General features: G+C 58.4%; 28 protein-coding genes. 24 read left to right on the forward strand and 4 right to left on the reverse strand.

What is annotated here, in order from left to right; genetic code table 11:
• Positions 1-58: 58 nt before the first annotated feature.
• The 12 genes from folK (at position 59) to parC (ending at position 11,572) form a co-directional block, all read left to right on the forward strand.
• On the forward strand, positions 59-637 hold the full coding sequence (gene folK, locus AC33YF_RS04970) for a 2-amino-4-hydroxy-6-hydroxymethyldihydropteridine diphosphokinase (RefSeq protein ID WP_491776096.1): 579 nt from the start codon (positions 59-61) through the stop codon (positions 635-637).
• A gap of 36 nt (positions 638-673) precedes the next feature.
• Positions 674-1,084 (forward strand): DNA-directed RNA polymerase subunit omega, encoded by a 411-nt coding sequence (rpoZ, locus tag AC33YF_RS04975; protein ID WP_491776097.1) that lies wholly within the window; start codon positions 674-676, stop codon positions 1,082-1,084.
• 143 nt (positions 1,085-1,227) lie between these two features.
• Complete coding sequence (locus AC33YF_RS04980) at positions 1,228-3,444, forward strand: RelA/SpoT family protein (protein ID WP_491776098.1); 2,217 nt, start codon at positions 1,228-1,230, stop codon at positions 3,442-3,444.
• A 103-nt stretch (positions 3,445-3,547) separates the two neighbouring features.
• Entirely contained in the window at positions 3,548-4,084 is a 537-nt protein-coding gene (locus AC33YF_RS04985) for a DUF2062 domain-containing protein (protein WP_491776099.1), read from the forward strand.
• A 13-nt stretch (positions 4,085-4,097) separates the two neighbouring features.
• Positions 4,098-4,898 (forward strand): pyridoxine 5'-phosphate synthase, encoded by an 801-nt coding sequence (locus AC33YF_RS04990; protein WP_491776123.1) that lies wholly within the window; start codon positions 4,098-4,100, stop codon positions 4,896-4,898.
• On the forward strand, positions 4,898-5,302 hold the full coding sequence (acpS, locus tag AC33YF_RS04995) for a holo-ACP synthase (protein WP_491776100.1): 405 nt from the start codon (positions 4,898-4,900) through the stop codon (positions 5,300-5,302). Before AC33YF_RS04990 ends, acpS begins: the two co-directional genes overlap by 1 nt.
• Before the next feature lie 123 nt (positions 5,303-5,425).
• Positions 5,426-6,181 carry a signal peptidase I gene (lepB, locus tag AC33YF_RS05000; protein ID WP_491776101.1) on the forward strand — a complete coding sequence of 252 codons (756 nt, stop codon included), beginning with the start codon at positions 5,426-5,428 and terminating at the stop codon, positions 6,179-6,181.
• A gap of 4 nt (positions 6,182-6,185) precedes the next feature.
• Positions 6,186-6,899 (forward strand): ribonuclease III, encoded by a 714-nt coding sequence (rnc, locus tag AC33YF_RS05005; RefSeq protein WP_491776102.1) that lies wholly within the window; start codon positions 6,186-6,188, stop codon positions 6,897-6,899.
• Entirely contained in the window at positions 6,892-7,806 is a 915-nt protein-coding gene (era, locus tag AC33YF_RS05010) for a GTPase Era (RefSeq protein WP_491776103.1), read from the forward strand. Before rnc ends, era begins: the two co-directional genes overlap by 8 nt.
• Positions 7,807-8,006: 200 nt before the next feature.
• On the forward strand, positions 8,007-8,387 hold the full coding sequence (locus AC33YF_RS05015) for a hypothetical protein (protein WP_491776104.1): 381 nt from the start codon (positions 8,007-8,009) through the stop codon (positions 8,385-8,387).
• A gap of 169 nt (positions 8,388-8,556) precedes the next feature.
• Entirely contained in the window at positions 8,557-9,288 is a 732-nt protein-coding gene (recO, locus tag AC33YF_RS05020) for a DNA repair protein RecO (RefSeq protein ID WP_491776105.1), read from the forward strand.
• Positions 9,289-9,319: 31 nt separating this feature from the next.
• Entirely contained in the window at positions 9,320-11,572 is a 2,253-nt protein-coding gene (gene parC, locus AC33YF_RS05025; RefSeq protein WP_491776106.1) for a DNA topoisomerase IV subunit A, read from the forward strand.
• On the opposite strand, the gene AC33YF_RS05030 is transcribed toward parC, so the two are convergent.
• Together AC33YF_RS05030 and AC33YF_RS05035 are read right to left on the reverse strand one after the other, a co-directional pair.
• A complete protein-coding gene (locus AC33YF_RS05030) occupies positions 11,569-12,324 on the reverse strand; it encodes an arginyltransferase (protein ID WP_491776107.1) in 756 nt (251 codons plus the stop codon). The two genes, parC and AC33YF_RS05030, sit on opposite strands and share 4 nt — an antisense overlap.
• Before the next feature lie 112 nt (positions 12,325-12,436).
• Entirely contained in the window at positions 12,437-12,934 is a 498-nt protein-coding gene (locus AC33YF_RS05035; protein ID WP_491776108.1) for an RDD family protein, read from the reverse strand.
• 179 nt (positions 12,935-13,113) lie between these two features.
• Between AC33YF_RS05035 and AC33YF_RS05040 the strand changes: the two genes are divergently transcribed.
• Positions 13,114-13,761, forward strand: coding sequence for a 3-keto-alpha-glucoside-1,2-lyase-like domain-containing protein (locus AC33YF_RS05040; protein ID WP_491776109.1), 648 nt, complete (start codon positions 13,114-13,116; stop codon positions 13,759-13,761).
• 15 nt (positions 13,762-13,776) lie between these two features.
• Here the strand turns inward: AC33YF_RS05040 and hemB are convergent, their stop codons facing one another.
• On the reverse strand, positions 13,777-14,808 hold the full coding sequence (gene hemB / locus AC33YF_RS05045; protein WP_491776124.1) for a porphobilinogen synthase: 1,032 nt from the start codon (positions 14,806-14,808) through the stop codon (positions 13,777-13,779).
• A gap of 172 nt (positions 14,809-14,980) precedes the next feature.
• Entirely contained in the window at positions 14,981-16,396 is a 1,416-nt protein-coding gene (locus AC33YF_RS05050) for an extensin-like domain-containing protein (protein ID WP_491776110.1), read from the reverse strand.
• A 119-nt stretch (positions 16,397-16,515) separates the two neighbouring features.
• On the opposite strand from AC33YF_RS05050, the gene AC33YF_RS05055 reads away from it, so the two are divergent.
• The 11 genes from AC33YF_RS05055 to thiL all read left to right on the forward strand — a co-directional run.
• Positions 16,516-17,589, forward strand: a complete 1,074-nt coding sequence (locus tag AC33YF_RS05055) for an enoyl-CoA hydratase/isomerase family protein (protein WP_491776111.1) — start codon at positions 16,516-16,518, stop codon at positions 17,587-17,589.
• Positions 17,590-17,733: 144 nt separating this feature from the next.
• Positions 17,734-18,255 (forward strand): transcriptional regulator LdtR, encoded by a 522-nt coding sequence (gene ldtR / locus AC33YF_RS05060; RefSeq protein WP_491776112.1) that lies wholly within the window; start codon positions 17,734-17,736, stop codon positions 18,253-18,255.
• Positions 18,256-18,584: 329 nt separating this feature from the next.
• Positions 18,585-19,961 carry a L,D-transpeptidase family protein gene (locus AC33YF_RS05065; protein ID WP_491776113.1) on the forward strand — a complete coding sequence of 459 codons (1,377 nt, stop codon included), beginning with the start codon at positions 18,585-18,587 and terminating at the stop codon, positions 19,959-19,961.
• Positions 19,962-20,237: 276 nt separating this feature from the next.
• Positions 20,238-21,527 (forward strand): serine hydroxymethyltransferase, encoded by a 1,290-nt coding sequence (gene glyA / locus AC33YF_RS05070; RefSeq protein WP_491776114.1) that lies wholly within the window; start codon positions 20,238-20,240, stop codon positions 21,525-21,527.
• A gap of 43 nt (positions 21,528-21,570) precedes the next feature.
• Positions 21,571-22,074, forward strand: a complete 504-nt coding sequence (gene nrdR, locus AC33YF_RS05075; RefSeq protein ID WP_491776115.1) for a transcriptional regulator NrdR — start codon at positions 21,571-21,573, stop codon at positions 22,072-22,074.
• Positions 22,075-22,089: 15 nt separating this feature from the next.
• Positions 22,090-23,223: a bifunctional diaminohydroxyphosphoribosylaminopyrimidine deaminase/5-amino-6-(5-phosphoribosylamino)uracil reductase RibD gene (ribD, locus tag AC33YF_RS05080; RefSeq protein WP_491776116.1), complete on the forward strand. Its 1,134-nt coding sequence runs from the start codon at positions 22,090-22,092 to the stop codon at positions 23,221-23,223.
• Positions 23,196-23,801 (forward strand): riboflavin synthase, encoded by a 606-nt coding sequence (locus AC33YF_RS05085; protein WP_491776117.1) that lies wholly within the window; start codon positions 23,196-23,198, stop codon positions 23,799-23,801. The genes ribD and AC33YF_RS05085 overlap by 28 nt, the downstream gene beginning before the upstream one ends.
• A complete protein-coding gene (gene ribB / locus AC33YF_RS05090) occupies positions 23,798-24,919 on the forward strand; it encodes a 3,4-dihydroxy-2-butanone-4-phosphate synthase (RefSeq protein WP_491776118.1) in 1,122 nt (373 codons plus the stop codon). The genes AC33YF_RS05085 and ribB overlap by 4 nt, the downstream gene beginning before the upstream one ends.
• Positions 24,920-24,924: 5 nt before the next feature.
• A complete protein-coding gene (gene ribH / locus AC33YF_RS05095; RefSeq protein ID WP_491776119.1) occupies positions 24,925-25,395 on the forward strand; it encodes a 6,7-dimethyl-8-ribityllumazine synthase in 471 nt (156 codons plus the stop codon).
• A gap of 4 nt (positions 25,396-25,399) precedes the next feature.
• Positions 25,400-25,897 (forward strand): transcription antitermination factor NusB, encoded by a 498-nt coding sequence (gene nusB, locus AC33YF_RS05100; protein ID WP_491776120.1) that lies wholly within the window; start codon positions 25,400-25,402, stop codon positions 25,895-25,897.
• Positions 25,898-25,933: 36 nt separating this feature from the next.
• Positions 25,934-26,842: thiamine-phosphate kinase (thiL, locus tag AC33YF_RS05105; RefSeq protein ID WP_491776121.1), on the forward strand; the 909-nt coding region annotated here is incomplete at its 3' end.

The following is a 26,842-nucleotide window of genomic DNA, read 5'->3' on the forward strand; positions in this document are numbered from 1 at the left end:
ACAAACGCATACAACGATGCATTGTCGTTGACGCACAAAGGCTCCGCAATTGGTCGCAATGTCTCAGATATTGTTAGGAATTGGCGCAAATTATCCCGGTCCTTGGGGAACACCTTCCGCAACGATCAACCGCGCGCTTCGGAACCTCAACGAAAAGGGTGTCGCGCTCGTGGCCGTATCGGAATTCTACGAGACTGCGGCGGTGGGTCGCGCGGGCCAGCCTCCTTACGTCAACGCGGTTGCGCGGATTGAGACGACGATGCCGCCGGAGTCGCTATTGCGGAGGTTGAAACAGATGGAGCGGGAGGCAGGGCGCCGCGGGGGGAGCCCCTGGGGACCCCGAACGTTGGATATCGATATCCTGGATTACCGAGGGCGGGTTCAGAACTGGGACGGCACCGTTCCGAGATTCGCTCGGGCGGGTGCTCGCCCGCTGGTTTTGCCTCACCCTTGGATCGAGAATCGTCCTTTCGTCTTGCGGCCGCTCCTCGACGTGGCCCCAGACTGGCGCCATCCGGTAACCAAGGAATCGGCGCGGGTGCTGTGGCGGCGCGTCGCACATGGGCGGGACGGGCACGTCCTGCAGACCCTGGCCGCGAAAGGCGACTTGCCAGCGGTGTCCGATTTGCATACATAGAGGCCAAATTCCGCCTATTTCCAAAAGGATTTCGAGATGGCTCGCGTCACCGTCGAGGATTGCATCGACAAGATTCCGAACCGCTTTGAGCTTGTACTGCTGGCCAGCCACCGCGCTCGCACAATTTCAGCCGGTGCGCAGCTCACTGTGCCGCGCGACAACGACAAGAACCCTGTCGTTGCGCTGCGCGAGATCGCCGAGAAGAAATTCACGCCGGACGATCTCAAAGAAGACTTTATTCACTCCATGCAGAAGTACGTGGAAGTGGACGAGCCCGAAGCTGAAGCAGTTCCAGCTCTGTCGCAGGACACCCGCATGCCCGTTCTGGGTCAGGACGATCAATCCACGGACACGCAGATCGATCGGATGACTGAAGAGGAGCTGCTGCGCCGTATGGCGACCCAGGCGCCTTCGGATGGTTCGAATGCGGGACCGCGGGCGCGCTAACAGCCTGACAGACGCCCGGAGAAGGTGCGATTCGGGACCGCCGCCGGGGTTGCAACACCCAAGCGACGTTGGTGTTGCGGTAACCGCTAGTGTCCAAAGGCCTTGTGCTGCATCGGTCCAGCGCGCCATTCTGGCGCGCTGAGATGACCCGACAATACGAACTCGTCGAACGTATTTTGAGCTACCAGCCCTCCGCCAACGAAGGGCTGCTGAATCGCGCCTATGTCTACGCGATGAAGGCACACGGCAATCAGAAGCGTGCCTCGGGCGCTCCCTATTTCTCGCACCCGCTCGAAGTTGCGGCCATTCTCGCCGACATGCGCCTCGACGATGCAACGATCGCGACAGCGCTGCTGCACGACACAATCGAGGACACCGAAGCGACGCGGGCCGAGATCGATACGCTTTTCGGCGCGGAGATAGGTACGCTCGTCGACGGCCTAACGAAAATCAAGAAGCTGGATCTCGTCACCAAGAAGGCCGAGCAGGCGGAGAATTTCCGCAAGCTTTTGTTGGCCATCTCAAGCGACATTCGGGTTCTCCTCGTAAAGCTCGCCGATCGCCTGCACAACATGCGCACCCTGGAGCACATGAAGCCGGGAAAGCGGAGGATCATCGCCGAAGAGACAATGGACATCTATGCGCCACTGGCAGGCCGCATGGGTATGCAATGGTTGCGCGAAGAACTTGAAGACTTATCATTTCGCTGGCTGAACCCTGAGGCCTACGCCACTGTTTCCAAACGTCTCAAGGCGTTGCGGAAAGATAACCAGGGACTCATCGATGAGATTGAGGGCGCGCTAAAGTCAAAGCTTAAAGCCGCGCGGGTGAAGGCCAACGTGGCCGGGCGGGAGAAGAAGCCCTACGCCATCTGGAGCAAGATGGAACGGAAGCAGATTTCGCTCGAACAATTGTCCGACATCTACGCCTTCCGCATTGTCGTTCCGAAAGTGCCGGACTGCTATCGGGCGCTCGCTGTGGTCCATACGAGCTGGCACACGGTACCCGGCAGATTCAAGGACTACATCTCCAATCCAAAACAGAACGACTATCAATCGATCCACACCACCATCGTTGGGCCGAAGCATCAGCGCGTCGAGCTGCAGATCCGCACCGAGGAAATGCACTCGATCGCTGAGTACGGTGTTGCCGCGCATGCGCTTTACAAGGAGAGCGGAAGCGGAAAAAGGGTGCCCGCCCAAGACTCTAGTGCTTACAGATGGTTGACACACCTAGTTGGTGTTTTGCTTGAAGGCGATAATCCCGAAGAATTCCTGGAGCACACCAAACTAGAGTTGTTCCACGACCAAGTATTCTGCTTCACGCCAAAGGGGCGCCTGATCGCGTTACCGCGCGGCGCCAATTGCATCGATTTCGCCTATGCGGTCCATACCCAGGTGGGCAACACGGCGGTAGGCGCAAAAATTAATGGCCGTCCGATGCCGCTTGCTAGCGCTCTCCGAAACGGCGACGAAGTCGAGATCCTCTGTTCGGATGCTCAGTCCCCGCCAGTCGCTTGGGAGCGGCTCGCGATCACTGGAAAGGCGCGCTCGGCTATCCGTCGAGCATCCCGCGATGCGGTGCGGCTTCAATACGAAAAGCTGGGCCGAGAGATTCTCGATCGTGCTTTCCGTCGGTATGGACACTCATTCAGCGAAGAAGCCATTGAGAAGGGTCTGCCGCGTTTGTCGCAAGCCACCGCGGAGGATGTCGTTACCGCCGTCGGCCGAGGCGAGCTGACCTCGGAGGATGTGTTCCGAGCTGCCTTCCCCGAGGAAATCGCCGGGCCGATGCCCAAGCGCCGGCGGCAGGTGAAGCGAAACGATGAGGGCTGGTTTGGTCTCGGCAAGGTCATGGGCCTCAAGTTCCGTTGGCCGGGGTCCAGCGGAAAGGAACGGCCTGACGGGCCAAGCGCCATCCCGATCCGTGGTCTGAAAGGGGGGCTTCCCGTCCATTTTTCCGAAAGCGGCGCGATCCCTGGCGATCGGATCGTGGGCATTCTGTCGCCAGGACAAGGGATCACGATCTATCCCATCCACGCAGCCGCGCTTAAGGAGTTCGATGACGAGCCAGAACGTTGGATCGACGTGACCTGGGACATTGACGAGGACAATCCGCAACGCTTCCCCGCCAAGATCGCCGTGACCGCCATGAACGAGCCGGGCAGCCTTGCACAAATCGCGACGGTTATCGGCGAGGTCGACGGCAACATCCAGAATATCAAAATGACCAACCAAGTTGCCGACTACACGGAGATGCTGATCGACTTGGATGTTTGGGATCTTCAACATTTGAACGAGATTCTGACTGGATTGAAGGCCAAAGACGTTGTCAGCAGCGCCACACGATCGGAAGAGTAGCGAACCGCAACAACGCTGGCCTGACGCGAAAAAAGCCATCAAATATGGTAGGTGTGCTGCGCTTATGGACTGAATGCAGGCTGTCGCCTGCAGCGAGGTAGAGATGCTGTTTAAGCGCCGCGAGGCGGAAAGCTGGCTGAATCGGTTGCGCGTGTCCTTATGGCCGCGGCGTAGCTGGGGACGCTCAACTCGCTACGTGGTTCATCGGGTACGTCGACTAAGCGCGACTCCTCATGCGGTCGCCCTGGGCTTTGCTGCGGGTGTCTTCATCTCAAGCACCCCGTTCATTGGCTTTCATATGGTCCTGTCGGCGGCGCTCGCTTGGATAATCGGCGGCAGCATTGTTGCCGCGTTGCTTGGAACGTTCGTCGGCAATCCGCTGACTTATCCGCTGTTTTGGGTCAGCAGCTATGAGCTGGGGTCACTCATGCTCGGCCAAGGCGACAGCGATGTCGAACTTGATCTTTCGAAGGGTATCTTTCAGACCGAGCAGATCTGGACCCTTCTGAAACCAATGACGCTCGGCTCGATCCCTATCGGCATTGTGCTTGCCGGTCTCACTTACGCTCTTGTGAGACCAGCGGTGAATGCATATCAGCATCGGCGTCGCGATCTTCGGTCGACAAACGAGGTCGTATGAGCGAGCTGAAAGGATAAGCGAAGTGGGGAAGGCGACGCCCATTCCTAAGATCCGGCTTGGGATCAACATTGATCATGTGGCGACGCTGCGAAACGCGCGCGGTGACGCACTTCCGGATCCCATACGCGCCGCGCAGCTGGCTGCCGAAGCCGGAGCCGACAACATCACCGCTCATCTGCGGGAGGACCGACGCCATATCCGTGACCACGACATTGCCCGCTTGTTGTCGGAAGTGGATTGTCCACTCAACATGGAGATGGCCGCAACGAAAGAAATGACCGAAATTGCGACGAAAGCTATACCGCCCGCGACATGCCTGGTGCCGGAACGCCGTGAGGAGGTGACGACAGAAGGCGGCCTTGATGTTGTGGGGCAGCGCGATGTGCTGGCGCCGGTTGTCGCCGCGCTTAGCGGAGCAGGCACCAAAATTTCTCTGTTTATCGACGCAGACCCCTCTCAGATCGAGGCGGCGGCAGGCTTGTCGGTACCGGCCATCGAGATACATACCGGCGCGTGGTGTCACGCCGCCGACGAGGGCCGCCAGGACAAAGCCGAGACGGAGTGGAATGCAATCGTCGAGGGTGCTGCCTATGCGCACTCCCTTGGTCTTGAGGTTCATGCTGGCCATGGTCTCAACTACGTGACGGCAGAGAAGATCTCGTCGATCCCAGAGATCGTGGAACTCAATATTGGCCACTTCGTTGTTGGCGAAGCCGTGTTTGTCGGGCTCGGTGAATCCGTGCGGCGTATTCGTGCGGCTATGGACCGAGGGCGCGCGCTCGCGGACGCAGGTCGAGGGGATCGCATCGCCTAATGATTATTGGTCTCGGTAACGACATCATTGATATTCGGCGGATCGAGAAGACGATTGATCGGTTTGGTGACCGCTTTCTTCAGCGGATCTTTACGGAGACGGAGCGGCTCAAGTCTGACAGGCGCGCCCTGCGCGCGGCGTCCTACGCGAAACGTTTTGCGGCAAAGGAAGCCTGCGCCAAGGCTCTCGGCACCGGTTTCCGGCGGGGGGTCTTCTGGCATGACCTCGGGGTCGTGAATCTGCCATCGGGCCGGCCGACGATGGCGCTTACGGGTGGTGCTGCCCGCGTACTCGAAGAGCTCGTGCCTGAGGGCCATGCAGCGCAAATCGATCTCACGATTACCGACGATTTTCCTTCCGCTCAGGCGATCGTTATCATCTCGGCCATTCCGCGTTCGCCATAAAATTGCACGACTAATCGCATCCTTGGTTTGCCCAGGAGGAGGCGAGGGGCTATAGGGCTCTCAACACCAGTACTTTGAGACGGCTGGTCCGCGATGACGGACACCGACTAAGGAGAGCGCCGCATGAGTGTGGACGCGGACAAGAGTTCTTCAAAAGGAAGCAGTTGGGAGACGCTTCGGGTCGTCATCCACGCGCTGATCCTGGCGCTGATCGTGCGCGTGTTCTTTTTCCAACCGTTCAATATCCCATCTGGCTCGATGATCCCGACGCTGCTCATTGGCGACTATCTCTTTGTCTCAAAATACACCTACGGCTATAGCCGCTACTCGTTTCCATTCGGACTAGATTTTTTTTCTGGACGCATCTGGGCCGCTGAGCCGGAACGCGGCGACGTTGTTGTGTTCAAGCTGCCGCGTGACAACGAAACCGACTACATCAAGCGGGTTATCGGCTTGCCAGGCGACGAGATCCAGATGGTCGACGGCATGCTGAAGATCAATGGTGATGCCGTCGACAAGGAGAAGGTCGACGACTTCGTATTACCTGCCGCAGGTGGCCGGAATCGTTCTTTCACGCGCTACATGGAGACGCTCCCTAACGGGGTGAGCTATCCGGTCTTGGATCTGGTAAAGGGTAGCGTAGGCGACAACACGGAGGTCTACGAAGTACCAGAAGGTCACTATTTCATGATGGGCGACAACCGGGACAACTCGACGGACAGCCGTTTTCTATCAGAGGTTGGCTTCGTCCCCTTCGAGAACTTCGTCGGAAAAGCGCAGGTGATATTCTTCTCCATCGATGAGGATGCCAGCTTCTGGCAGGTCTGGCGGTGGCCGACCGACGTACGTTGGAACCGCATCTTCAAGTCAGTGGACTAGGGCCGTGGCTAAGCGGCGCACAACGGATGCCAGCGTCTTAGCCGATGGTCTTGGGCACGCGTTCGAAGCGCCTGAGCTGCTCGAATTGGCGCTTACACACTCGAGCGTACGTCCTGGCTCGAAACCAAACGAAGACAATGAACGGCTCGAGTTTCTGGGTGACCGTGTCTTGGGCTTGGCCATTGCGCAACTCCTGTATGAAAGATTCCCCGACTCCCCCGAAGGAGAGATTGCTCGGTGGTTCAATCACCTCGTTCGGACGGAAACCTGCGCAGAAGTCGCTCAGCGTTGGCGGTTGGGTGAATTCATTTTGATGAGTAGTGGAGAGGCTGGATCCGGGGGTCGCCTCAAAAAGACGATTTTGGCCAACGCTTGCGAGGCGATACTCGGCGCAGTGTTTTCGGATGCGGGCTATGAGGCAGCGCGAGAGATCGTCTGGCGCTCGTGGGAACCCCGGCTCGCTGAATTGAAGGAATCCGCGCCGGATGCCAAATCAGTTCTCCAAGAATGGGCTCAGGGGCGCCAGTTGCCCTTACCGAACTACACCGAAGTCGCGCGCGAAGGACCCGATCATGCGCCGCGTTTCACGGCTGAGGTTCATGTAGAAGGGGTGCCGCCTCAAAGGGGCGAAGGCACAAACAAGCGCTCGGCCGAGCAGGCGGCGGCATTGGCCATGCTCGTGCGTGAGGGTGTCTGGCAAACGGTCGCCAATGACTGAGGCGCCCGACGCTCCCACGCGCTGTGGTTTCGTGGCCTTGATCGGCGCGCCCAATAGCGGAAAGTCCACGTTAACGAATTCACTTGTCGGCACCAAGGTCTCGATCGTCACCCACAAAGCGCAGACAACGCGCGGGCCCGTGCGCGGGATTGTGCTAGCGGGCGATGCTCAGGTGATCTTGGTTGATACGCCCGGCATTTTTCAGCCAAGGCGGCGCCTGGATCGAGCAATGGCACAAGCAGCGTGGGAGCGTGCAGGGGATGCCGACCTTGTCGCCCTAGTTGTCGATGCAGCCCGTGGGCTCGACGATAAACTCGAGCCAATCGTAAAAAAACTGCCGGAAATCAACCGGCCCGTCGTCGCGGTGCTGAACAAGGTGGATCTAGTCAAGAAGCCAGCGCTCTTGAGCCTCACCTCAGAGCTGCTTGCACAAAGGACCTTCGATGAGATCTTCATGGTTTCGGCATTGACGGGCGACGGTGTGGACGATCTCCGTGCTTATCTGGCGAGTACCGTTCCCAATGGTCCCTGGCTATTTCCAGATGATCAGCTAACAGATGCGTCCCTCCGCCAGACCGCGGCTGAAATCACGCGCGAAAAGTTGTTCCTCCGCCTACACGAAGAGCTGCCCTATGCGTTGACCGTCGAAACAACCGAATGGAAGGTTTTGAAAGATCAAAGCGTACGCATCGAACAGACGATCTTTGTTGAGCGCGAGAGCCAGCGGCGTATTGTTCTCGGCAGCAAAGGGCAGATGATCAAGGAGATCGGGCAGGCGTCGCGCGAAGAAATCTCGGAGATCGCGGGCGTCCCTGTTCATCTCCTCTTGTTTGTAAAGGTCCGCGAACGGTGGGGAGAGGACCCTGAACGCTTCCGCGAAATGGGGCTCGATTATCCGAAGAACTAGGCACGTGGAGCTGTGCATGCGCGAAGTCCTCACCGCAGATGAGTGGCAGCCAGCGATTAGGGCCAAAACGCGCGCGCATGTCGCGCGTTTGTCATAAACCCAGGTCAGGTAACTGTCTGTGCCAATCGCAGGCGTTCGTCTCAGGCAGGCGCACCACGACAGGCAGCAGGGACCCCAACAATCGGATCGAGAGCACTGACATGCAGCACGTAATTCTCAGAGCACTCCTGGTTTTGACAGTCGGGACGAGTGCAACAGTGGCTCTTGCCGCCAGCAAGGCGGTCGACGAGGCGAAATGCGCTGGTATCTTCTACGTAAACAAGGATCTTGCCGAAATGGGTAAGGGTAGCGCCGACAAGCCGGCAAGCTACTGGGAAGGCTTGACCGGAAAGGCAACGGCCATGGCGTTCGAGGCAGCGAAGGGCGCCAAATCGAAGGAGCAGGTAGAGGCGGAGATTGGCGAGATCTCGACCACCATGGGGTTGGCAGTCAAGAAAGAAGACCCTGAAACGCTGTCCTACCTAAGCGAACAGACTCCGCAGTGCGAGAAACTCGTAAACGCGGCCGACAGCACTCCGTAAGTCTGCGACCTCGTTATCATTATCAGACGCGTTGAAGGCTATCGGCACATTTGCCGTTGAGTCCGATGTGCTAATCTTTGACGCACCGAGTCGCAGAGCGGTGCGGTGCACGTGTTCGGATGCGCTGCGCCATAGTCGGCTACACGGAGTGTTCCAAGCAGGTGCACGGATGGACTGGAGCGATGAAGGTATTTTTCTGATTGGCAAACCGCTCGGCGAAGCTAATCTCATCGCGGAGGTTCTGACCCTTGAGCACGGTCGCCACTTAGGTCTCGTGCGTGGCGGCCGTTCGCGGCGCATCCTCCCGACGCTACAGCCCGGCAACCTGGTTCGCGTCACATGGCGAGCACGGCTCGCCGAACATCTTGGCGGTTACAATGTGGAACTCATGGAGGCGCACGGCGCGCGCGCCCTCGACGATCCACGTGCGCTATCGGCCATCGGCATGTTGGGAGAACTGGTGAAGCTCTTGCCCGAGCGCGATCCGCATCCCGAACTCTATGCCACGACACTGCATGTGTTGCGCTCGTTCGCAGAGCCTGAGGTGTGGCCGGCGCTGCTGGTCTACTGGGAAATACAGTTGCTTCAGGAACTCGGTTTCGGCCTTGATCTCACATCTTGCGCCGCGACGGGGAGCATAGAGGACCTGGCCTATGTGTCGCCGAAATCAGGCCGGGCGGTTTCCCGTGAGGCCGGCGCGCCCTATGCGGACAAAATGTTGCCGTTGCCACGATTTCTGATCGACAGCGCGGGCCCGCTCGCGCCCTCGGACATCGTCGCAGGATTCGAGCTTACCGGCTTCTTTTTACAACGCGATGCGTTGTCTCCTCATGGGCTTAAGTTTCCCGACGCCCGCGCACGGCTGCTCGATCTCCTGAGCCGTGAGACCCATGCCGCTTGAGGGGAATCACGCGATAGGGTAATCGCGAGACATGGGAAAACGCGCTACGCCCCCTGAGTCGGGGCCCATCGAACCGATCAATCTGAAAGAAGCTTTGGAAGAGCGCTATCTGGCCTATGCGCTCTCGACCATTACGCACAGGGCGCTGCCGGATGTGCGAGACGGACTGAAGCCGGTCCACCGCCGTTTGCTCTACGCTATGCAGCAACTGCGGTTGCAGCCGCAAGGCGAGTTCCGCAAATGTGCGAAGATCGTTGGCGACACGATGGGCAATTTCCATCCCCACGGCAATCAGGCAATTTATGATGCGCTGGCGCGTCTGGCTCAGGACTTTGCCGTGCGCTACCCGCTCATCGATGGGCAAGGGAACTTTGGTAATATCGACGGTGACAACCCGGCCGCCGACCGGTACACCGAGGCGCGGCTGACGGATGTTGCCGCACGTTTATTGGAGGGTATCGACGAAGACACAGTCGATTTCCGGCCCAACTACGACGGCCGCGAAATGGAGCCGGCCGTCCTCCCAGCCAACTTTCCGAATTTGCTTGCCAATGGCGCTTCGGGAATCGCGGTCGGCATGGCGACAAGTATACCGCCCCACAATGTGGGCGAGCTGTGCGATGCAGCCCTCCATCTCATAAAGTTCCCAAAAGCGACAGCCGACAAACTTGTGGGTTTCGTGCCTGGACCGGACCTACCTACCGGCGGCATCATCGTCGAACCACGCGAGCAGATCGTTGAGGCCTACAAGACGGGCCGCGGTTCCTTCCGTTTGCGCGCCCGTTGGGAGAAGGAGGACGCAGGCCGCGGGACCTATCAGATCGTCGTCACCGAGATTCCGTATCAAGTGCCCAAGGCCCGGCTTGTAGCGCGTATCGCCGAATTGCTTCAGGGCAAGAAGCTACCGCTACTGGCTGACGTGCGTGACGAGTCGGCCGAGGATGTAAGGCTTGTGTTGGAGCCGAAAAGTCGCAGCGTAGATCCAACGCTTCTTATGGAATCGCTTTTCAAGGCGACTGAGCTTGAGACGCGCGTCTCGCTGAACATGAATGTGCTTAGCCAGGGCAAGATTCCAAACGTCTTGGGGCTACGCCAAGTCTTGCTTGAGTGGCTTGAGCATCGTCAGCAAGTCCTCGTCCGCCGTTCGAACTTCCGCCTGTCCAAGATCGATCACCGCCTGGAGGTCTTGGATGGCTACTTGATCGTTTATCTTAACCTAGATCGCGTCATCCGAATCGTGCGGGAGGAAGACGAACCAAAACCTATCCTCATCAAGGAGTTCAAGCTCTCCGATGTTCAGGCCGAGGCCATCCTTAATATGCGCCTGCGCGCCTTGCGGAAACTCGAAGAGATGGAGATCCGTCGCGAGCACGAGAACCTGACGAAGGAGCGCAAAGAGCTTAAGGCGCTTCTGAAGTCGGAGGATAAGCAGTGGAAGCGGATAGCCGATGAGATTAAGGACATTAAGAACAGCTTTGGTCCAAAGACGGAACTAGGCAAACGCCGGACGACATTTGAAGAAGAACCGGAGGATGTCGCGGTTGAACTGGCCGAGGCCATGATCGAGAAGGAGCCCATAACGGTCGTCCTATCCGATAAGGGATGGATACGGACGGTCAAGGGTCACGGCGCCGATACGTCGAAGCTGGCGTTTAAGGATGGCGATAGGCTCAGGCAGATCCTCCAAGCCCAGACCACCGATACGTTGTTGCTGTTTGCAACGAACGGCCGCTTCTATTCGCTCGCTGCGGACAAACTCCCTGGCGGGCGCGGTCACGGCGAGCCGTTCCGCCTCATGGTCGACATCGAAGATGCGGGCGACTGCGTCGAACTGGTCGTTCATGAGCCTGGCCGAAGGCTGCTCGTCGCTTCGACGGCGGGGTATGGCTTCGTGGTCGCCGAGGACGATGTCATTGCGATGACCCGAAAGGGCAAGCAGGTACTGAACGTAAAGGGAGACGACGAGGCTGCGGTTTGTGCGCCAGTTGCAGGCGACAGCGTTGCGGTAATTGGTGAGAACAGAAAACTCTTACTGTTTCCGCTCGAAGAGTTACCGGAGATGCCGCGTGGCAAGGGCGTGCGACTACAGCGCTATCGCGACGGCGGCTTAGCAGACGCGAAGACGTTCTCGAAAAAGGAAGGGCTCATCTACATCGATGCGGCAAAGCGCAGCTTCACAGTAGCACCGGCTGACCTCCGGGACTGGTGGGGCGCCCGCGCGGCTGCAGGCAGGTTGCCACCGCGCGGCTTTCCTAAGTCCGGTAAGTTCGGAGAGAAGTTTTAGCGTGGGAAGGTGTCGGTGTTGGTGCCGCGGACCCAGCCCTTCGATGTGAGCCGCTCTTGGGGTTGGAACCGCTCCTTGTAGCGCATCTTCCGCGACCCCTCGATCCAATAGCCGAGGTACACGTAGGGGTATCCGAGTGAGCGCGCGTACTCCACATGCTCAAGGATCATGAAGGTCCCCAGACTTCTCTGCGCCCAATCTGGATTGAAAAAGCTGTAGACCATGGAGACACCGTCGCTGAGCCTGTCGCAGAGCGCGGCGGCAATCAGCGGCGACTCGCCGGTGCCCGAGTCCGGCTTGAGCCGATATTCGGTAATGAAGGTCTCCACGACACTGTCCTCGACCATCAGCGTGAAGTCGAGAACGCTCATTTCGGCCATGCCGCCATCACCATGACGCGCTTCGATATAGTCCCGAAAGAGCGCGTACTGCTCTGAACTCGGCATTGCCGGCTGCCGGGTCACCACGACGTCGTCGTTCGCCCGCGCAATGCGTCTAAGCGACCGCTTCGGCTGAAATTCGTTCACGAGGAGGCGCACAGGCACGCAGGCCGAACAGGAGTCGCAATACGGCATGTAGGCGATGTTTTGGCTGCGCCGGAATCCGCCCCTCAACAAATTGTCGATCAAAAAGCTGGGTTTGTCGCGGGTCAGGTGCGTGAAAAGTTTTCGCTCCATCCGGCCTGCCAGATAGGGGCAAGGCTGGGGTGCGGTAATGTAGAACTCCGGAAAATTGTTCTTGTGTTCTGTCACGGGCACCAGACCGGAAGCGAATCCAAGTCAATCCTCGAATAGCTTAAGCGAGGATCGGCGCTGGGCGCAATCGGCACAATGCGCGCAGCCCAACAGTGTTTGGAGAACTCCGTCAGACTGAGACGGTTTCACGCGCGGCAGGCCGGTTTATCACCAGCACACCGGCGAGAATGTCATGCAGGCAGCGCTTCCGAGAATCGAAGAAGCACCAGAGCAAGATCGGGAAAAACAGCGTCAGAGAGAACCAGAACAAGAGCGCATGGAACGCCGCGATCAGCGGTGTGACCTTGCCGCCGTACCACATCGGCACAGCGAGCCCCATCATGCGCTGGCCGATAGTCGAGGACTTTGGCCCACCGATCGTGAAGGCGTTATAGCTGAGTCCAACGATAGGAAAAATGAGCCCAAAAAGGAGCCAGCCAAGCCCAAGCGTGAGAACGCCGAGAACCGCCACGAACACAAACGCGATGCCCGTGAGCACCGCAATCATGACCGCGTCGACCAGAAATGCGACACAGCGCTTTCGGATGACCGCGTTGAAAAGCTGCGGCTCCGAGACGGGATCGTAAGCGTGCGTTGGCTCTGGGAAAGTCGTGGTGGTCGGGGTCATTGAATTAGGCATTTGGTCTCCGGTCTGCCGCGTACAGAGTTATTACATGGGAATTCTTTCCGCAATACGCAACGTGGGCTCGCAGTGGCGGACTGTTGTTGCCGTCCGGTGGACGTCGGCCTAGGATTTTCAACGCTGAGAATCGCGTCTCCTGTCGGGGCGTTTGGAAGGAATAACGCATGCTTCGAACAGTTTACGTACTGGGAATTGCGATGCTTATCGCAAGCTCTAGTCACGGACTTGCATGCGAAGGCGCTGACGTTCTTTTTGAGGACAGGTTCGAGGACAATGCTGGCGGTTGGTCTCAAAAGAAGGCGGTTGCTATTGGCGATGGTGCGCTGACATTTACGTTGCCTGCGGACGACATGCAGTCGAACCTGAACGTGATGTTCTCTGTGGAAGACGCCGACGTGTGCGCCGAGGCAGTTTGGCCTCATGGCCAGACCCAAGACGAGGCTGCCGAACGAAAGCAACAGATACTTGGCGCGGGTCTGTTGTTTTGGGGTGAGAACAACCGGTCCTACTACCAATTCGGTATTCTCAACAACGGACGGTATTGGATCGCGCGCAAGCACAATGGCGCGTGGGTAGGGACCATCGCGGCGAACATCGACAGCCCCGCCATCAAAACAGCACCGGGTTCCTCGAACACGCTGCGCGTCGACGCCAACGGCAACAGCCTTGTGTTCTATATCAACGGCACGAAGGTGCGAGAGGTGAGGGGCCAGGCACCGGAGGGTGGTTGGCGCTTCGGCGTGTCGGGCGACAATTTCGACAAATCGAGCGAGGCGACTCTTCTGTTCACGAACATGAAGGTGACGGACTAATCGAGACCGCTTCCTCTAGAATTGGTCCTTGAGGCGCCGAGCGACTTCAGGTGCGAAGTAGCTGAATACGCCGTCGGCGCCAGCCCGTTTAAACGCGAGCAGAGTTTCAAGCACAACACGTTCCCGATCCAGCCAACCGTTTTCGGCAGCGGCCACGAGTGCGGCGTATTCTCCGGATGTCTGGTAGGCGAAGGTGGGCAGACCGAAGGCCTCCTTTATGCGAAAGACGATGTCGAGATACGGTAGGCCCGGCTTGACCATGACCATGTCCGCGCCTTCGATCACATCGAAATCGACTTCCCGAATTGCCTCGGCACTATTCGCTGGGTCCATCTGGTAGGTCTTCTTGTCGCCGTGGAGCTGCGCTCCTGATCCTACGGCGTCTCTGAAGGGGCCGTAGAAGGCCGAGGCATACTTGGCGGCGTAGCTCATGATCTGCGTGTCGGCGTGCCCGTTGGCTTCCAGGGCAGAGCGAATGGCGCCGACCCGCCCGTCCATCATGTCGGACGGCGCAAGCACGTCGCAGCCGGCCTCTGCTTGAACCAGTGCCTGGATCACAAGCGCCTCGACGGATCGATCGTTGTTGATCCGGCCATCCTCGTCGAGCAGGCCGTCGTGACCGTGGCTTGTGTAGGGATCGAGTGCCACGTCGCAGATAATGCCGATCTGAGGAACCGCTTGCTTGATGGCGCGGACCGCTCGGCAGACAAGGTTGCCAGGGTTGAACGCTTCGCTGCCCGCTTCGTCTCTCAGCGAGGGATCGGTATAGGGAAACAGCGCGATCGCCGGCAGGCCAATTTCAGCCGCGTCCTCGGCAGCGCGAGCAGCAAGGTCGATGGACAGCCGAGCGACGCCGGGCATTGCATTCACTTCCTCACGGGCCCGGTCCCCGTCAATGACGAAGATTGGCCAAATGAGATCGTCGGCGGTGAGGTGCGTTTCCCGGACAAGCCGTCGGGACCAATCCGCGCGCCGATTCCGCCGAAGGCGGGTAGCGGGAAAGCCTTGACTCAGCTCCTGGGGCTCAGCGGGCGTTCCGCGCTTCACGCGTTCCGTGCGGAGAGAAATTGCCTTTTCGTCGGTTCGTGGCGCCACGCGATACGGATCCCTCGATTTGCTGTCACACACTTGAGGAGGTTCCCAAAGTGCGGGAGCTTATCATCCAATTCATGAGCCTCGCTAGAGCCCTCAGCAGCAGTGGTTCACGATGCCAGTGCGTCTACTGACAAATCCTGACATAGCGCCTCTTGCGCATATCGAAATGGAAATGATCGCGGTGGGCGGCATTCGCTTCTGGACCCAGCACAGTCCAAAAGATCTTGCAGGCATCGCCATGGATCGTTCTCAAGAACGCCTTCGCTTCCTTTCGGCTTATGTTCCCCTCGGGTACAGGTCCCTCGGGCTCCTCCTCCTCAGGCATCAAAATTTCGGCTGGCGCGACGAACATCGGCTTGAAGAAGGGATGTGTCGCCATACTCGAGAACTCTTCGGCTTCTTCAGTGAAGCGCTCATGATCGAGCGTCTCATCGGCGCTGCTTAGTCCTGGCGACTTGTAAACCGCGGCCTTTAGGGATGAGTGAGGCCGCAAGGGATTGGGCCACGGGGCATCGGCGAGCCGCGGGCGCGTTGGCCGGTAGCCGTAGGGCCAGTTCCCGAGGATGGGGATGGTCTGCCCCGATGCGAGAACAAACGCCTTGATATCTAGGGCATTGGCCTTTGCATGCTCGCTCAGCTTGGTATCCGACCTGCCGTACTGGTTTCGGCACATATAGGACGCCGCGTTCTTTATTTTTACGACGCTTGTTCCGAGTGCCTCCGCCGTCGGTTGTACCGAAGTCTCAAACCATTCGTGCAAGGTTGCGGCCACGGTGCAATTGACCGTAGCTGGCGGGGAAACAGCAATTTTGGGGTTCTTACCAATCGACTTCAGCTTGATGGGCGCAGTCGTCCCGCATGGCCCCCGACGGATTGAGTCTAGATGTTCGTACTCCAGGTGAAGCCCGTCCAGGAGTTCCACGCACTGCTCAAGCGCCGCAACGACCTTTGGGTGGGCGGCGGCGTTGGGATCGGAACCTGACCGCACGGGATTGCGAACAGGGTGGAGCGGGAGCGTCTCGACAGCCTCAGGAGTCGATGCTGGGGTGGCGTCGTCCTGAACGACGTCACTGTCTTCCTCCAGCTTGGCGCCTATCGGCGCTTCGGTTTTTTCATCAGCGGGGGCAGGGACATCAGCCGACGCGGCAGGCCTCTCGGCGTTTGCCGCGGGGACTTCTTCTGGTGGACTTAGAGCAACGGCATCTTGAGCAGGGCGCGCGCTAGGGGCGGCAGGTGTGGCGTTCGGCCCCGCTGAGACCTCCGAAGGTGCCTCTTGGGGGGTCGCCGAAACCGCCGAAACTTCAGCAGGAGCAGTCGGAACCGCTGATTTTCTCTCAGGCAGGCTGGGAGGCTCGGGCCTTCGCGGAGCAGCCGTTCGAGGGGGCGTTGGTGCTTCGCGAGTTGTCGCATTCTGGTTTTGAAACGGATTGAACTGCTGAGCATGCGCCGTAGCGAGGAGCGGTGCGACGACCACAAGCTTGGCGGCGAGCAGACCACCGAACCATCTATATAGCCATCCCTCGACACTTCGCGTGCTCATCGCCAGCCCCGTCCGAACGTGCCGCTCAGCACTGGCTTGTGGTTTGCGCTCTGGAATGGTAGCTGCGCCGGACTATTGAACCACGCACCTGTTTTCCCCATTCGCGAGGATCTGCGCGTTTGTCCGAACCGCTTGGCATAACTTTCGAGGAACACGACCGCGCTGGTGTCGTCACCCTCGATCGGCCGGATAGGCTCAACGCGCTCACGCGCGAAATGTTCGAGGCCTTGAGCTCCAACTACCGCCGGTGGGAGCCAGCAGCGCAGATCTACGGCGTCGTAATGGAGTCGACGCACCCTAAGGTCTTCTGCAGCGGCGGGGATCTGAAAGTACTTAACCAATGGAACAAAGACGGAGCTATTGACGAGATACGCGCGTTCTACCGTTCAGCTTATACCCATGTTTGGGTTCTTGAGAAATTCATCCGGCCGAATGTACCGCTGATCAATGGGTTAGCCTTCGGTGGTGGCGTCGCGATTTCACTACTTGGGACCCATTGTATCGCGGGAGAGGGCTACCGGTTCGCCATGCCTCAAGTCGGCATCGGCTTTCTGCCCGACATTGGCGGGACCTATTTCCTTCCCCGCTTATTCGGCTGGGTCGGAACCTATCTGGCCCTAACCGGCGCTGTGATCGGTCCCGCAGATGCGCATCGTTTGCGCCTCGTAAGCCACTACATCCCGTCCGCTTATTTCGGCGTTATCAAAAAAGCACTCGCAGACAACCACCCGATCGATCGCCTTCTTGACGGCCTTCATGAAGACCCAGGAGAAGGCGACCTAGTCCGGCTCACGCCTGCAATCAATCGGGTTTTCTCGGCGCCAACGGTGGAAGAGATCCTCGAACGGCTCGATAGTGAACCCGAGGGACCCTATGAGGCCTGGGCGAAGCAGACAGCCGCCAGCTTGCGAGAAAAGTCGCCAACGTCGCTGAAGATCGCGCTGCGGCAAATGCTGCGCGGAAAGTCGTTGAGCTTGGAAGAGGCCTTGAAGCTGGAGTATCGCCTCGCGTCTCACATTGTCACCATGCCAGATTTCAAAGAAGGCATAGACGCTAGAATTGCGGGTAAAGGCCAACCACCGCGTTGGGCGCCAGAAACCGTTTCCGAGGTTGATGATGCCAGCATTGAAAGATTGTTCGATACCCCCCTAGCCAACGAACTCGAACTGAGCCAACAGAAGCAGATTCAGTAAGAGTCGTTGGAATCAAAGAGGAAAAAGGCAAACATCAACACGAATTAAGCTTAGAATTTTATCGACTCTTAAGCGTTTCGATTAAGCGCCTCTTAGTCGGGGCGGTCTTATAGTCATCGCCAAGTTGGCTAAAACAACAACTAAATGGGGTTGGCGATGAATGTTTCTTTGGAAATGGAGGCGAATGAAAGCGCTCCTGAGAAAAAAGATCTTAAGACGTCTTACATTGGCTCACTAAAATTGATTGAGCAACTTCACCGGTTGCTTCTCGATGTGGTCAAGGATGAATTTGAGCGTCTTGGACGGACCGATGTAAATAGTATTCAGGCATTACTATTGTACAATATTGGCGACAACGAAGTCACTGCCGGAGAATTGACTGGGCGCGGTTACTACCTTGGTTCGAATGTTTCTTACAATCTGAAAAAGCTTGTTCAAGCTGGTTTCGTGAACCATCAGCGTTCGACAACCGATCGGCGTTCCGTTCGAGTAAGCCTGACGGACAAGGGCCGTGAAATATCTAATGTGGTCAATAGGTTGTTTGAGCGCCAATTGGGATCGCTTGAACAGGTAGGGGGCGTCGCTCAGAATGATCTCGAGGCCCTCAACAAGTCGATGGACCGCCTGCAGCGTTTTTGGTCTGACCAGATCCGCTACCAGCTCTAGCCAGCAGCGCGTCGCAAGCGTTGGGGTCAATGGGAGGGCCATCGTACCCTGGAGTCCCGGCGTTGTCCGCGCCCGAGCGCAAATTCGTCCAAATCTTCTTTTAATACTAAGTCCAGATATGGAAGCCGCGCCGTCCTGCGCGGCATGAGGGAACAGGTCTCAATCCGTAGGACGATAGATTGGGTCGGCAGAACCACCGGCGATTACCATAGAGTAGTTAGGGATTGTTAAGGTTATGCCGGGATTCAATGGCGTCGGAAACGGCTAGAGCTCCGGCAGCATTCCGCCTATACTCGCGTGGAATTTGCCGCAGGTGACGGGAGCGGCGTATGCCCAATTTGGCTGCTGTTGTGAGGTACGGGTCACGGCTGACGATCGGCGGGCTCGCGGTAGCGTTGCTGTGCTCAAGCGTGCAGCCGCTGAGCGCTGGCCCGTTCAACATGTTCAAATCGCGCAGCAGCCAAGGTCAACCGGCGACGCAAGGCAGCGCCGGTGGCAATGGAGGTCTTTTCGGCGGTCTATTCAACGGCGGCTCGCGGAATACTCAGCCTCAAGGGGAGGTGACCCGCTCTGAGTTGCCCACTGGCGACCCAGAAGTCGCGATGATCCTCAACCCCGGATTGGGCACGCCGACGCTCGAGAAGGGGAATGTCGCTGCCACCAGATCAGCTATTCAGCAGTATCAGGCCATCGTCGCCCAGGGGGGCTGGCCGATGGTCCAGCCTGTCGCCATGAAACCGGGACGGCGTGGCACGAATATCCAGACGCTTCAGCGCCGCCTTCAAATCAGCGGCGACTTGTTGGCGGGCTACGAGCCGGGTCGTTATGACAGAGCGACCGTCACGGCAGTGAAGCGGTTCCAATATCGCCATGGCCTCCCGGCAACCGGTGTCGTGGACTCGAAGGCGACAGTTGCAGCCCTGAACGTGCCGGCCGGCACGCGTCTGGCACAGCTGCAAGCAAGCCTGAAGCGGCTGCAGCGCAGGGCTGGCAAAACAAGGAACCGCTACATCCAGGTCAATGTCCCCGCAGCGCAGGTGGAAGCCGTCCGGGGTGGACGAGTCGAGCTGCGGAACACGGCGGTGGTCGGCAAGGTTCAGCACCAAACCCCAACGCTGTCGAGCACGGTCTCGCAGGTTAAGTTCAATCCCTACTGGAACGTGCCCAGAAGCATTGTCAAAGCGGACCTAATTCCGAAGGGGCAACAGTTCTCAAGCCGCGGGCAGGACATGCTTGCCGCATACCGTATGGAGGCCATTGACGGGCAGGGCAGGATCGTAGATCCCCGGTCTATCGATTGGTATGGCAGGGAGGTTCAGGGCTATCGTTTCCGCCAGAAGCCGTGGGAGGAGAACTCACTTGGCTACATCAAGATCGACTTTCCGAACAACCATGCGGTCTATATCCACGACACACCGTTAAAAAGCCTCTTCGGCAAGGCCGTTCGCTTTGAGAGCCATGGATGCGTTCGAACGCACAACGTCGATCGCTTGGCAGCTTGGATTCTTGACAACAATCCGTCTTGGAACCTCTCACGTATCCAGTCTCTGAGGCATACAGGTGTTCAGGAAAACGTGCCGGCCACGCAACAGATTGGGGTTTACTTCACGTATATCAGCGCGTGGGGTACGCCGGACGGCATGGTCCATTTCCGCCCGGACATCTACAACCTCGATACCCGCGGAACATACGCGTCCAACTACTAAAGCGAATATGCATCGGCACCAGAGCCGCTGTTCCAACTTAAGAGCGGGGCGGCATGGGCGCTGTGTTTCACTCGTCAACGAGCTCGAATAAGATAGTTTGCAGTTGTTCGTAGATTAGGCTGAGTGAAATATCTCTACTCTTGGGGCGTTGCTAGCGTCACCGCGCGACATGTGGTAGAGCGAGCGAAATCAGCCTGATCCCGCGGATCTGAGACCCCGCTCAGCGGTGGGAGCTTTCGGGCCCAAAACAAGTTTAAGCTCAAGGAGCAGTTGGAGATGTTGCAGAAAACCGCCAAAGATTTCTTTAATGAGCATTTGAAGGATAGCGACCCCGACGTCTGGGCCGCAATCGAGCGCGAAGGCCAGCGGCAGCAAGACGAGATCGAGCTGATCGCGTCTGAGAACATTGTTTCGCAGGCTGTGATCGACGCCGTCGGAACGCTCCTCACGAACAAATATGCCGAAGGCTATCCCGGGCGTCGCTATTACGGCGGCTGTCAGTACGTGGACGAGGTGGAAAATATCGCCATCGACCGCGCTAAGCAGCTGTTCAATTGCGAGTTTGCGAACGTGCAGCCGCATTCTGGCTCACAGGCCAACCAGTCCGTCATGCTGGCTCTAATCAAGCCGGGCGATACCATCTTGGGCATGAGCCTGGCCGCGGGCGGTCACCTGACCCATGGCGCGCCGCCAAATCAATCTGGCAAGTGGTTCAACGCCGTCCAATATGGCGTGACCGAGGACACCAACCTAATCGACTATGACGAAGTCGAGCGCCTGGCCAATGAGCACAAGCCGAAGATGATCATCGCAGGCGGATCGGCCTATCCGCGTCATATCGACTTTAAGCGTTTCCGCGAGATTGCCGATGGCGTTGGCGCCTACCTCCACGTTGATATGGCTCATTTTGCCGGGCTCGTGGCGGCAGGTCTGCATCCCAGCCCGTTGCCCTATGCCGACATCTGCACGACGACGACGCATAAGACATTGCGCGGACCGCGCTCTGGCTTGGTGGTGTCGAACAACACAGATATCGGCAAGAAAATTAATTCTGCCGTGTTTCCAGGCCTGCAAGGCGGTCCTCTGATGCACGTGATTGCGGGCAAGGCCGTTGCCTTCGGCGAGGCTTTGCAGCCCTCGTTCAAGGACTACATCAAGCGGGTCGTAGACAACTGTAGAGCGCTGGGTCAGACGCTTGTCGATGGCGGGCTGGCACTGGTATCCGGTGGCACGGATACGCACTTGATTTTGGTCGACTTGCGGCCGAAAGGGCTCACCGGCAAAGCCGCTGAGGAAGCGCTCGGTCGTGCATTCATTACGTGCAACAAGAACGGCGTCCCGTTTGATCCTGAGAAACCCATGGTGACCTCGGGCATCCGTCTTGGTTCGCCGGCCGGCACCACGCGCGGCTTCGACGTCGGCGAGTTCCAGCAGGTCGGCAGCATGATTCTCGAAGTGCTCGACGGCTTGGTGACCAATGGCGAAGAAAAGAACGGTGCCGTCGAGGAGAAGGTGAAGCAGCAGGCCATTGAGCTTTGCGGGCGTTTTCCGATCTATAAGGTTTAAGCGCCAGACGGCTTGGTGTTGACGAACAGGAGGGCGGTCGCCCATGCGGTGCCCTTATTGCGGCAGCACCAATACGCAAGTGAAGGACTCGCGTCCTAGCGAGGACCACACGACAATTCGGCGCCGCCGCGTCTGCTCAGACTGCGGCGGCCGCTTTACAACATTCGAGCGCGTCCAGCTTCGCGAATTGACCGTGATTAAGCGGAGCGGGCGCAGAATTCCATTCGACCGGGACAAGCTAATGCGCTCGGTCCAGATTGCATTGCGCAAGCGGCCTGTCGACCCAGAGCGAACCGAACGCATGGTTAGTGGCATTGTCCGCCGGCTCGAGAACATGGGTGAAAGCGACATCAATTCTGAAACCATCGGTCACCTGGTTATGGAAGCCCTTAAAGGACTAGACGACGTCGCCTACGTTCGTTTCGCTTCGGTTTATAAGAACTTCCGCGAGGCGAAAGATTTTGAGGCCCTTCTTGGAGAACTTGCCGGAGCCGACGACGAAGACGGTAAGTTGGATAAGCGCGACTCGAATGCGCTCGACGACTGAGTAAGGCGCGCCTCTATGGACACGCGCGATGCAAATTTCATGTCTCATGCCGCCCGGATCGCCAGACGCGGCCTTGGCCTAGCTTGGCCAAACCCTGCTGTCGGCGCCGTGGTCGTGGCGCCGTCTGGCGAAATCGTCGGACGTGGCTGGACAGCGCCTGGCGGACGGCCGCATGCCGAAGCGATCGCGCTGGAGCGGGCAGGGGACCGCGCGGCAGGTAGCACGCTCTACGTGACATTAGAGCCATGTGCTCACGAAAGTGGGAGGGGCGCGCCCTGTTCTGGTGCGATCATCGCTGCACAGGTTCAGAGGGTTGTTGTTGGTATCCGCGACCCGGATCCCCGAACAGCCGGGAATGGCATCAAGCAGCTCAGGAATGCGGGAATCGAAGTCCTGGAGGGTGTTGGGACCAACGAGATGACGAGCCTGACGCTGGGGCACATTCTGCGAGTTACGGAAGGCCGCCCTGCCGTGACGCTCAAGTTGGCGCTCGGCTCCGATGGACGCGTTCCGCGAGGTAACGGCAAGCCAGTTTGGGTCACCGGCCTAGAAGCTCGCGCGCATGGTCATCTGCTTCGTGCAACGAACGATGCAATATTGGTCGGGCGCGGGACAGTGACGGCAGACAACCCCTCTTTGACATGTCGGCTGCCTGGCCTGTTATCGCGATCCCCCGTCCGTGTAGTGATGGACCGACATTTGAGCACGCCGTCTAGCGCGTCCTTGTTCGAGTCTGGGGAGGCCCCAGTTTGGTTGCTCTGCGCGGCAGAACGGCCCCAAGCAAATGCGGAGTTACTGCGCTCGAAAGCGGCGGAGATCCTCTCGGTTCCGCTCAACGACCAGGGTATGATCAGTCCTGAAGGTGCTTTGGAGACTCTGGCTAGTCGCGGCATCACGCGGGTGTTGATCGAAGGCGGGCCGTCGATTGCCGAAGCGTTTGTTGATGCCGATCTTGTCGATGAGGCGATTGTATATCAGGGTGCCGCTCTCGCTGGAGAGGATGGCTTGACGCCTTTCGGAGGCAGAGGGCTTGATCGATTTGCCGACAGTGGCCAATTCACACTTACGGCCACACGCAACTTCGGTCCGGACCGAATGATGCGTTGGCGCAGGATCAAAGCATGTTCACCGGCATTGTCAGCGGCCTAGGCACGCTTGTTGCGCGCGAAGGCGGTAAATTCAGTATCCATGTTCCCTACAAGCGAAAGACCCTCGACCTCGGGAGTTCAATTGCTTTTGATGGTTGCTGCCTGACGCTCACGGAGATCAAAAAGGCGAAAAGTGGTGGATCCGTCGTCAAGATAGACGCGTCGAACGAGACGTTAAGCCACACGACAATGGGATCGTGGGAGCCGGGCCGTGGGATCAACGTTGAGCGCGCGCTGGCTCTAGGGGAAGAGCTTGGCGGCCATATCGTCACGGGACATGTCGATGGCGTTGCCAAGGTCGTTTCACGGTTCCCGGACGGCGAAAGTGTGCGGTTCCTTCTGGAAGTCCCCGTAGAATTCGCCAAGTTCATCGCTTCGAAAGGGTCGATTGCCCTCAATGGGGTTTCGTTGACGGTCAACGAAGTGGAAGGGCCACGCTTCGACGTGAACATCATCCCTTACACTCTGAGCCATACAAGTTGGGGCCAACGGCAGCCAGGTGATTTGGTAAACCTTGAAGTCGATTTACTCGCGCGATATGCGGCCAGATTGTCGGAAGTGGAAGGAGTGCATTCGTGACGGCTTTGACTGCGGCAGAAATCACGGAGCTCAAGCGTCTTCTGTCGCCCATTGAAGAAGTGATCGAGGACGCGCGCAACGGCAAGATGTTCATTCTTGTTGATGCCGAGGATCGAGAGAACGAGGGCGATCTCGTCATTCCGGCGCAAATGGGCACGCCGGACGCGATCAACTTCATGGCTAAGCATGGCCGCGGTCTCATTTGTCTGTCCATCACAGCCGAGCGGGCAAAGCAATTACGACTTGAGCTGATGTCGCAGTCCAATCGCTCTAGGCATTCGACGGCCTTCACGGTGTCCATCGAGGCCCGCGAAGGCGTTACGACGGGTATTTCTGCCCATGATCGTGCCCACACGATTTCGGTTGCAATTGATCCGACTAAGGATCATCGAGATATCGTGACGCCCGGCCACGTTTTCCCGCTTTTGGCCAAGGAGGGCGGTGTGCTTGTGCGAGCCGGGCATACTGAAGCAGCAGTTGATATTTCGCGGCTTGCAGGCTTGAACCCTGCTGGTGTGATTTGCGAGATCATGAACGACGATGGCACGATGGCGCGCCTGCCAGACCTTGTGACTTTCGCCGAGCGGCACGACCTAAAGATCGCAACGATTGCGGACCTTATTGCTTATCGTCTTCGCTACGATCATCTCGTAAAGGCGGTCGCTGACACCACCATAGAGGGTGCACATGGCGAGCCTTTCCAGGCGAAGGTCTATGCCACGACAGTCGATCCGATTGAACATGTGGCCCTGGTTAAAGGCGATATCGCTTCGGGCGGGGCCGTTCTTGTTCGTGTGCACGCCGTCAATACGATTCAAGACATGCTCGCGCCCGGCTGCGAAAACTGCATCCGCAAGGCGCTGAACATTATTGAGCGAGAAGGCCGGGGCGTGGTCGTCTTGATCCGTGAATCTCGCCCAGACGCCATCTCGGCTAGACTAAATAAGAGCGCTGCGGGAGGTGCTCAGGCTCGTTTGATGGACTACGGAATTGGCGCACAGATCCTTTTGGACCTTGGCGTTCGCGAGATGGTTCTGCTATCGAATTCGCCGGCGCGGAAGATCGTTGGCCTTGAGGGGTACGGATTGACGGTCGTTGGTCATCGCGGCCTGGAGTAGTCATCATGAGCCGTAAGGGCCCCACTTCAATTTTGATCATCTCCGCGCGGTTCTATGAAGAGATCGCAGATGAGCTCGCGCGTGGCGCCACCGAAGAACTTCGGGGGAACGATGTCGAGTATGAGGAAATTTCCGTACCAGGATCGCTCGAGATCCCCCTGGCGCTAAGCCTCGCACTCGCGAACGGTTTCGTTGGGCGGGCTGGTAGGCACCGCGCCTGCATTGCGCTCGGCTGTGTTATTCGCGGGCAGACCAGTCATTTCGATATCGTCGCGCGGGAATCCGCGGCTGGATTGAACCAACTCGCGTTGCAACACGGTATTCCCATCGGATCGGGGATCATTACCTGTGAGAGTATGGAACAGGCATGGGAACGGGCGAGCGTGGACGGCCGGAACAAGGGCGGCGATGCCGCGCGTGCGTGTCTGACCTTGATGCGGCTCGAGGAGCAGTTCTCATCGGCGAGCCGGCGTTAGCAGCATGGCACAAGGCACCAAAACCACGGATCGCGCCAGCTCCAGGAGCGCTGCGCGTCTTGCAGCTGTTCAGGCTCTCTACCAAATGGACATGACTGGGATCGACCTGAATGAGGTCGTCTCAGAGTTCCAAATGCATCGGCTCGGTCAGGCGATCGAAGGACAGCTGTATCATGCGGCCGAGGGCGAGTTTTTCCACGATCTTGTTGACGGCGTGGTCAGGGAACAGCGCCGCCTCGACCCGATGCTGGATCAGCAGTTGGCAGAAGGGTGGCGCCTGAATCGCGTTGACTCGATCTTGCGGGCGCTTCTGCGGTCTGCGGCGTTCGAGCTTTGCGTGCGTGACGACGTCCCGGCCAGGGTCGTAATCAACGAGTATGTTGATATAGCCCACGCATTCTTCAGTGGCGAGGAACCCAAAGTCGTCAATGGTGTGTTGGACCGTTTAGCCAGGAAAGTACGGTCGGAGGAATTGACACGCCGCGCGGTAGGTGAGGACTAAACTCAAGGCAGATCAGAGAGGTGTGGCGCAATGGCAATGGCGGAGGAATTTGACATAATTGCCCGCATTTTTGCGCCTCTCGCGAAGGACTCCGGCGCGCTGGGCTTGAAAGACGACGCGGCGGTCCTGACTATCACAGACGATCACCAGCTCGTCGTGACCTGCGATACGTTGGTCAGCGGCGTCCACTTCCTCAAAGATGATCCACCGGCGTCGATCGGGTACAAGGCGCTGGCCGTCAACATGTCGGACCTTACAGCCAAAGGCGCCCATGGCTATGTCTATACCCTCTCGCTCGCGCTCCCACCCAACACTGAAATGGATTGGCTGGAGGCTTTTGCAGGCGGATTGTCGGAGGCTCAGGACCTTACTGGGATCTCTCTAATCGGGGGGGATACGACGGCGACGTCCGGGCCTTTCGTTATCACCATTACCGCACTTGGACTTGTACAACACGAGGCGGCTATTACGCGGCTTGGCGCCAAGCCCGGCGACCGCCTCTATGTTGGAGGGCCGATCGGCGATTCCTACCTTGGGCTGAAGCTCCTGGAGGACCCATCACTGGCGAACACTTGGGCTCTTTCGTCGGAAGACGTCGCCTACCTTACTGACTACTACCGGCGTCCGCCGATAGCGACGGGCGCGGCGCTGCTCATCCGCAATTTCGCGAAGGCTTCGATCGATGTTTCGGATGGCCTCGTCGCAGACGTCGAGAAGCTTTGCAGTGTTTCGCACGTGGGAGCCGATATTGATACAGCGAGCATTCCCTTCTCCTCCGCGGCGCGAAAGGCACTTAGTGCCGCGCCAAGTTTACTGGAATATCTGGTGGCCGGCGGTGATGACTACGTGCCGCTGATCGCCGTATCGGAAACGTCTGCGGACCTCTTCGAATCGGAAGTCGCGGAGCATGCGGTGGTCTTTTACCAGCTGGCCACGATCACGGGC

This window comes from Methyloceanibacter sp., assembly GCF_058506495.1.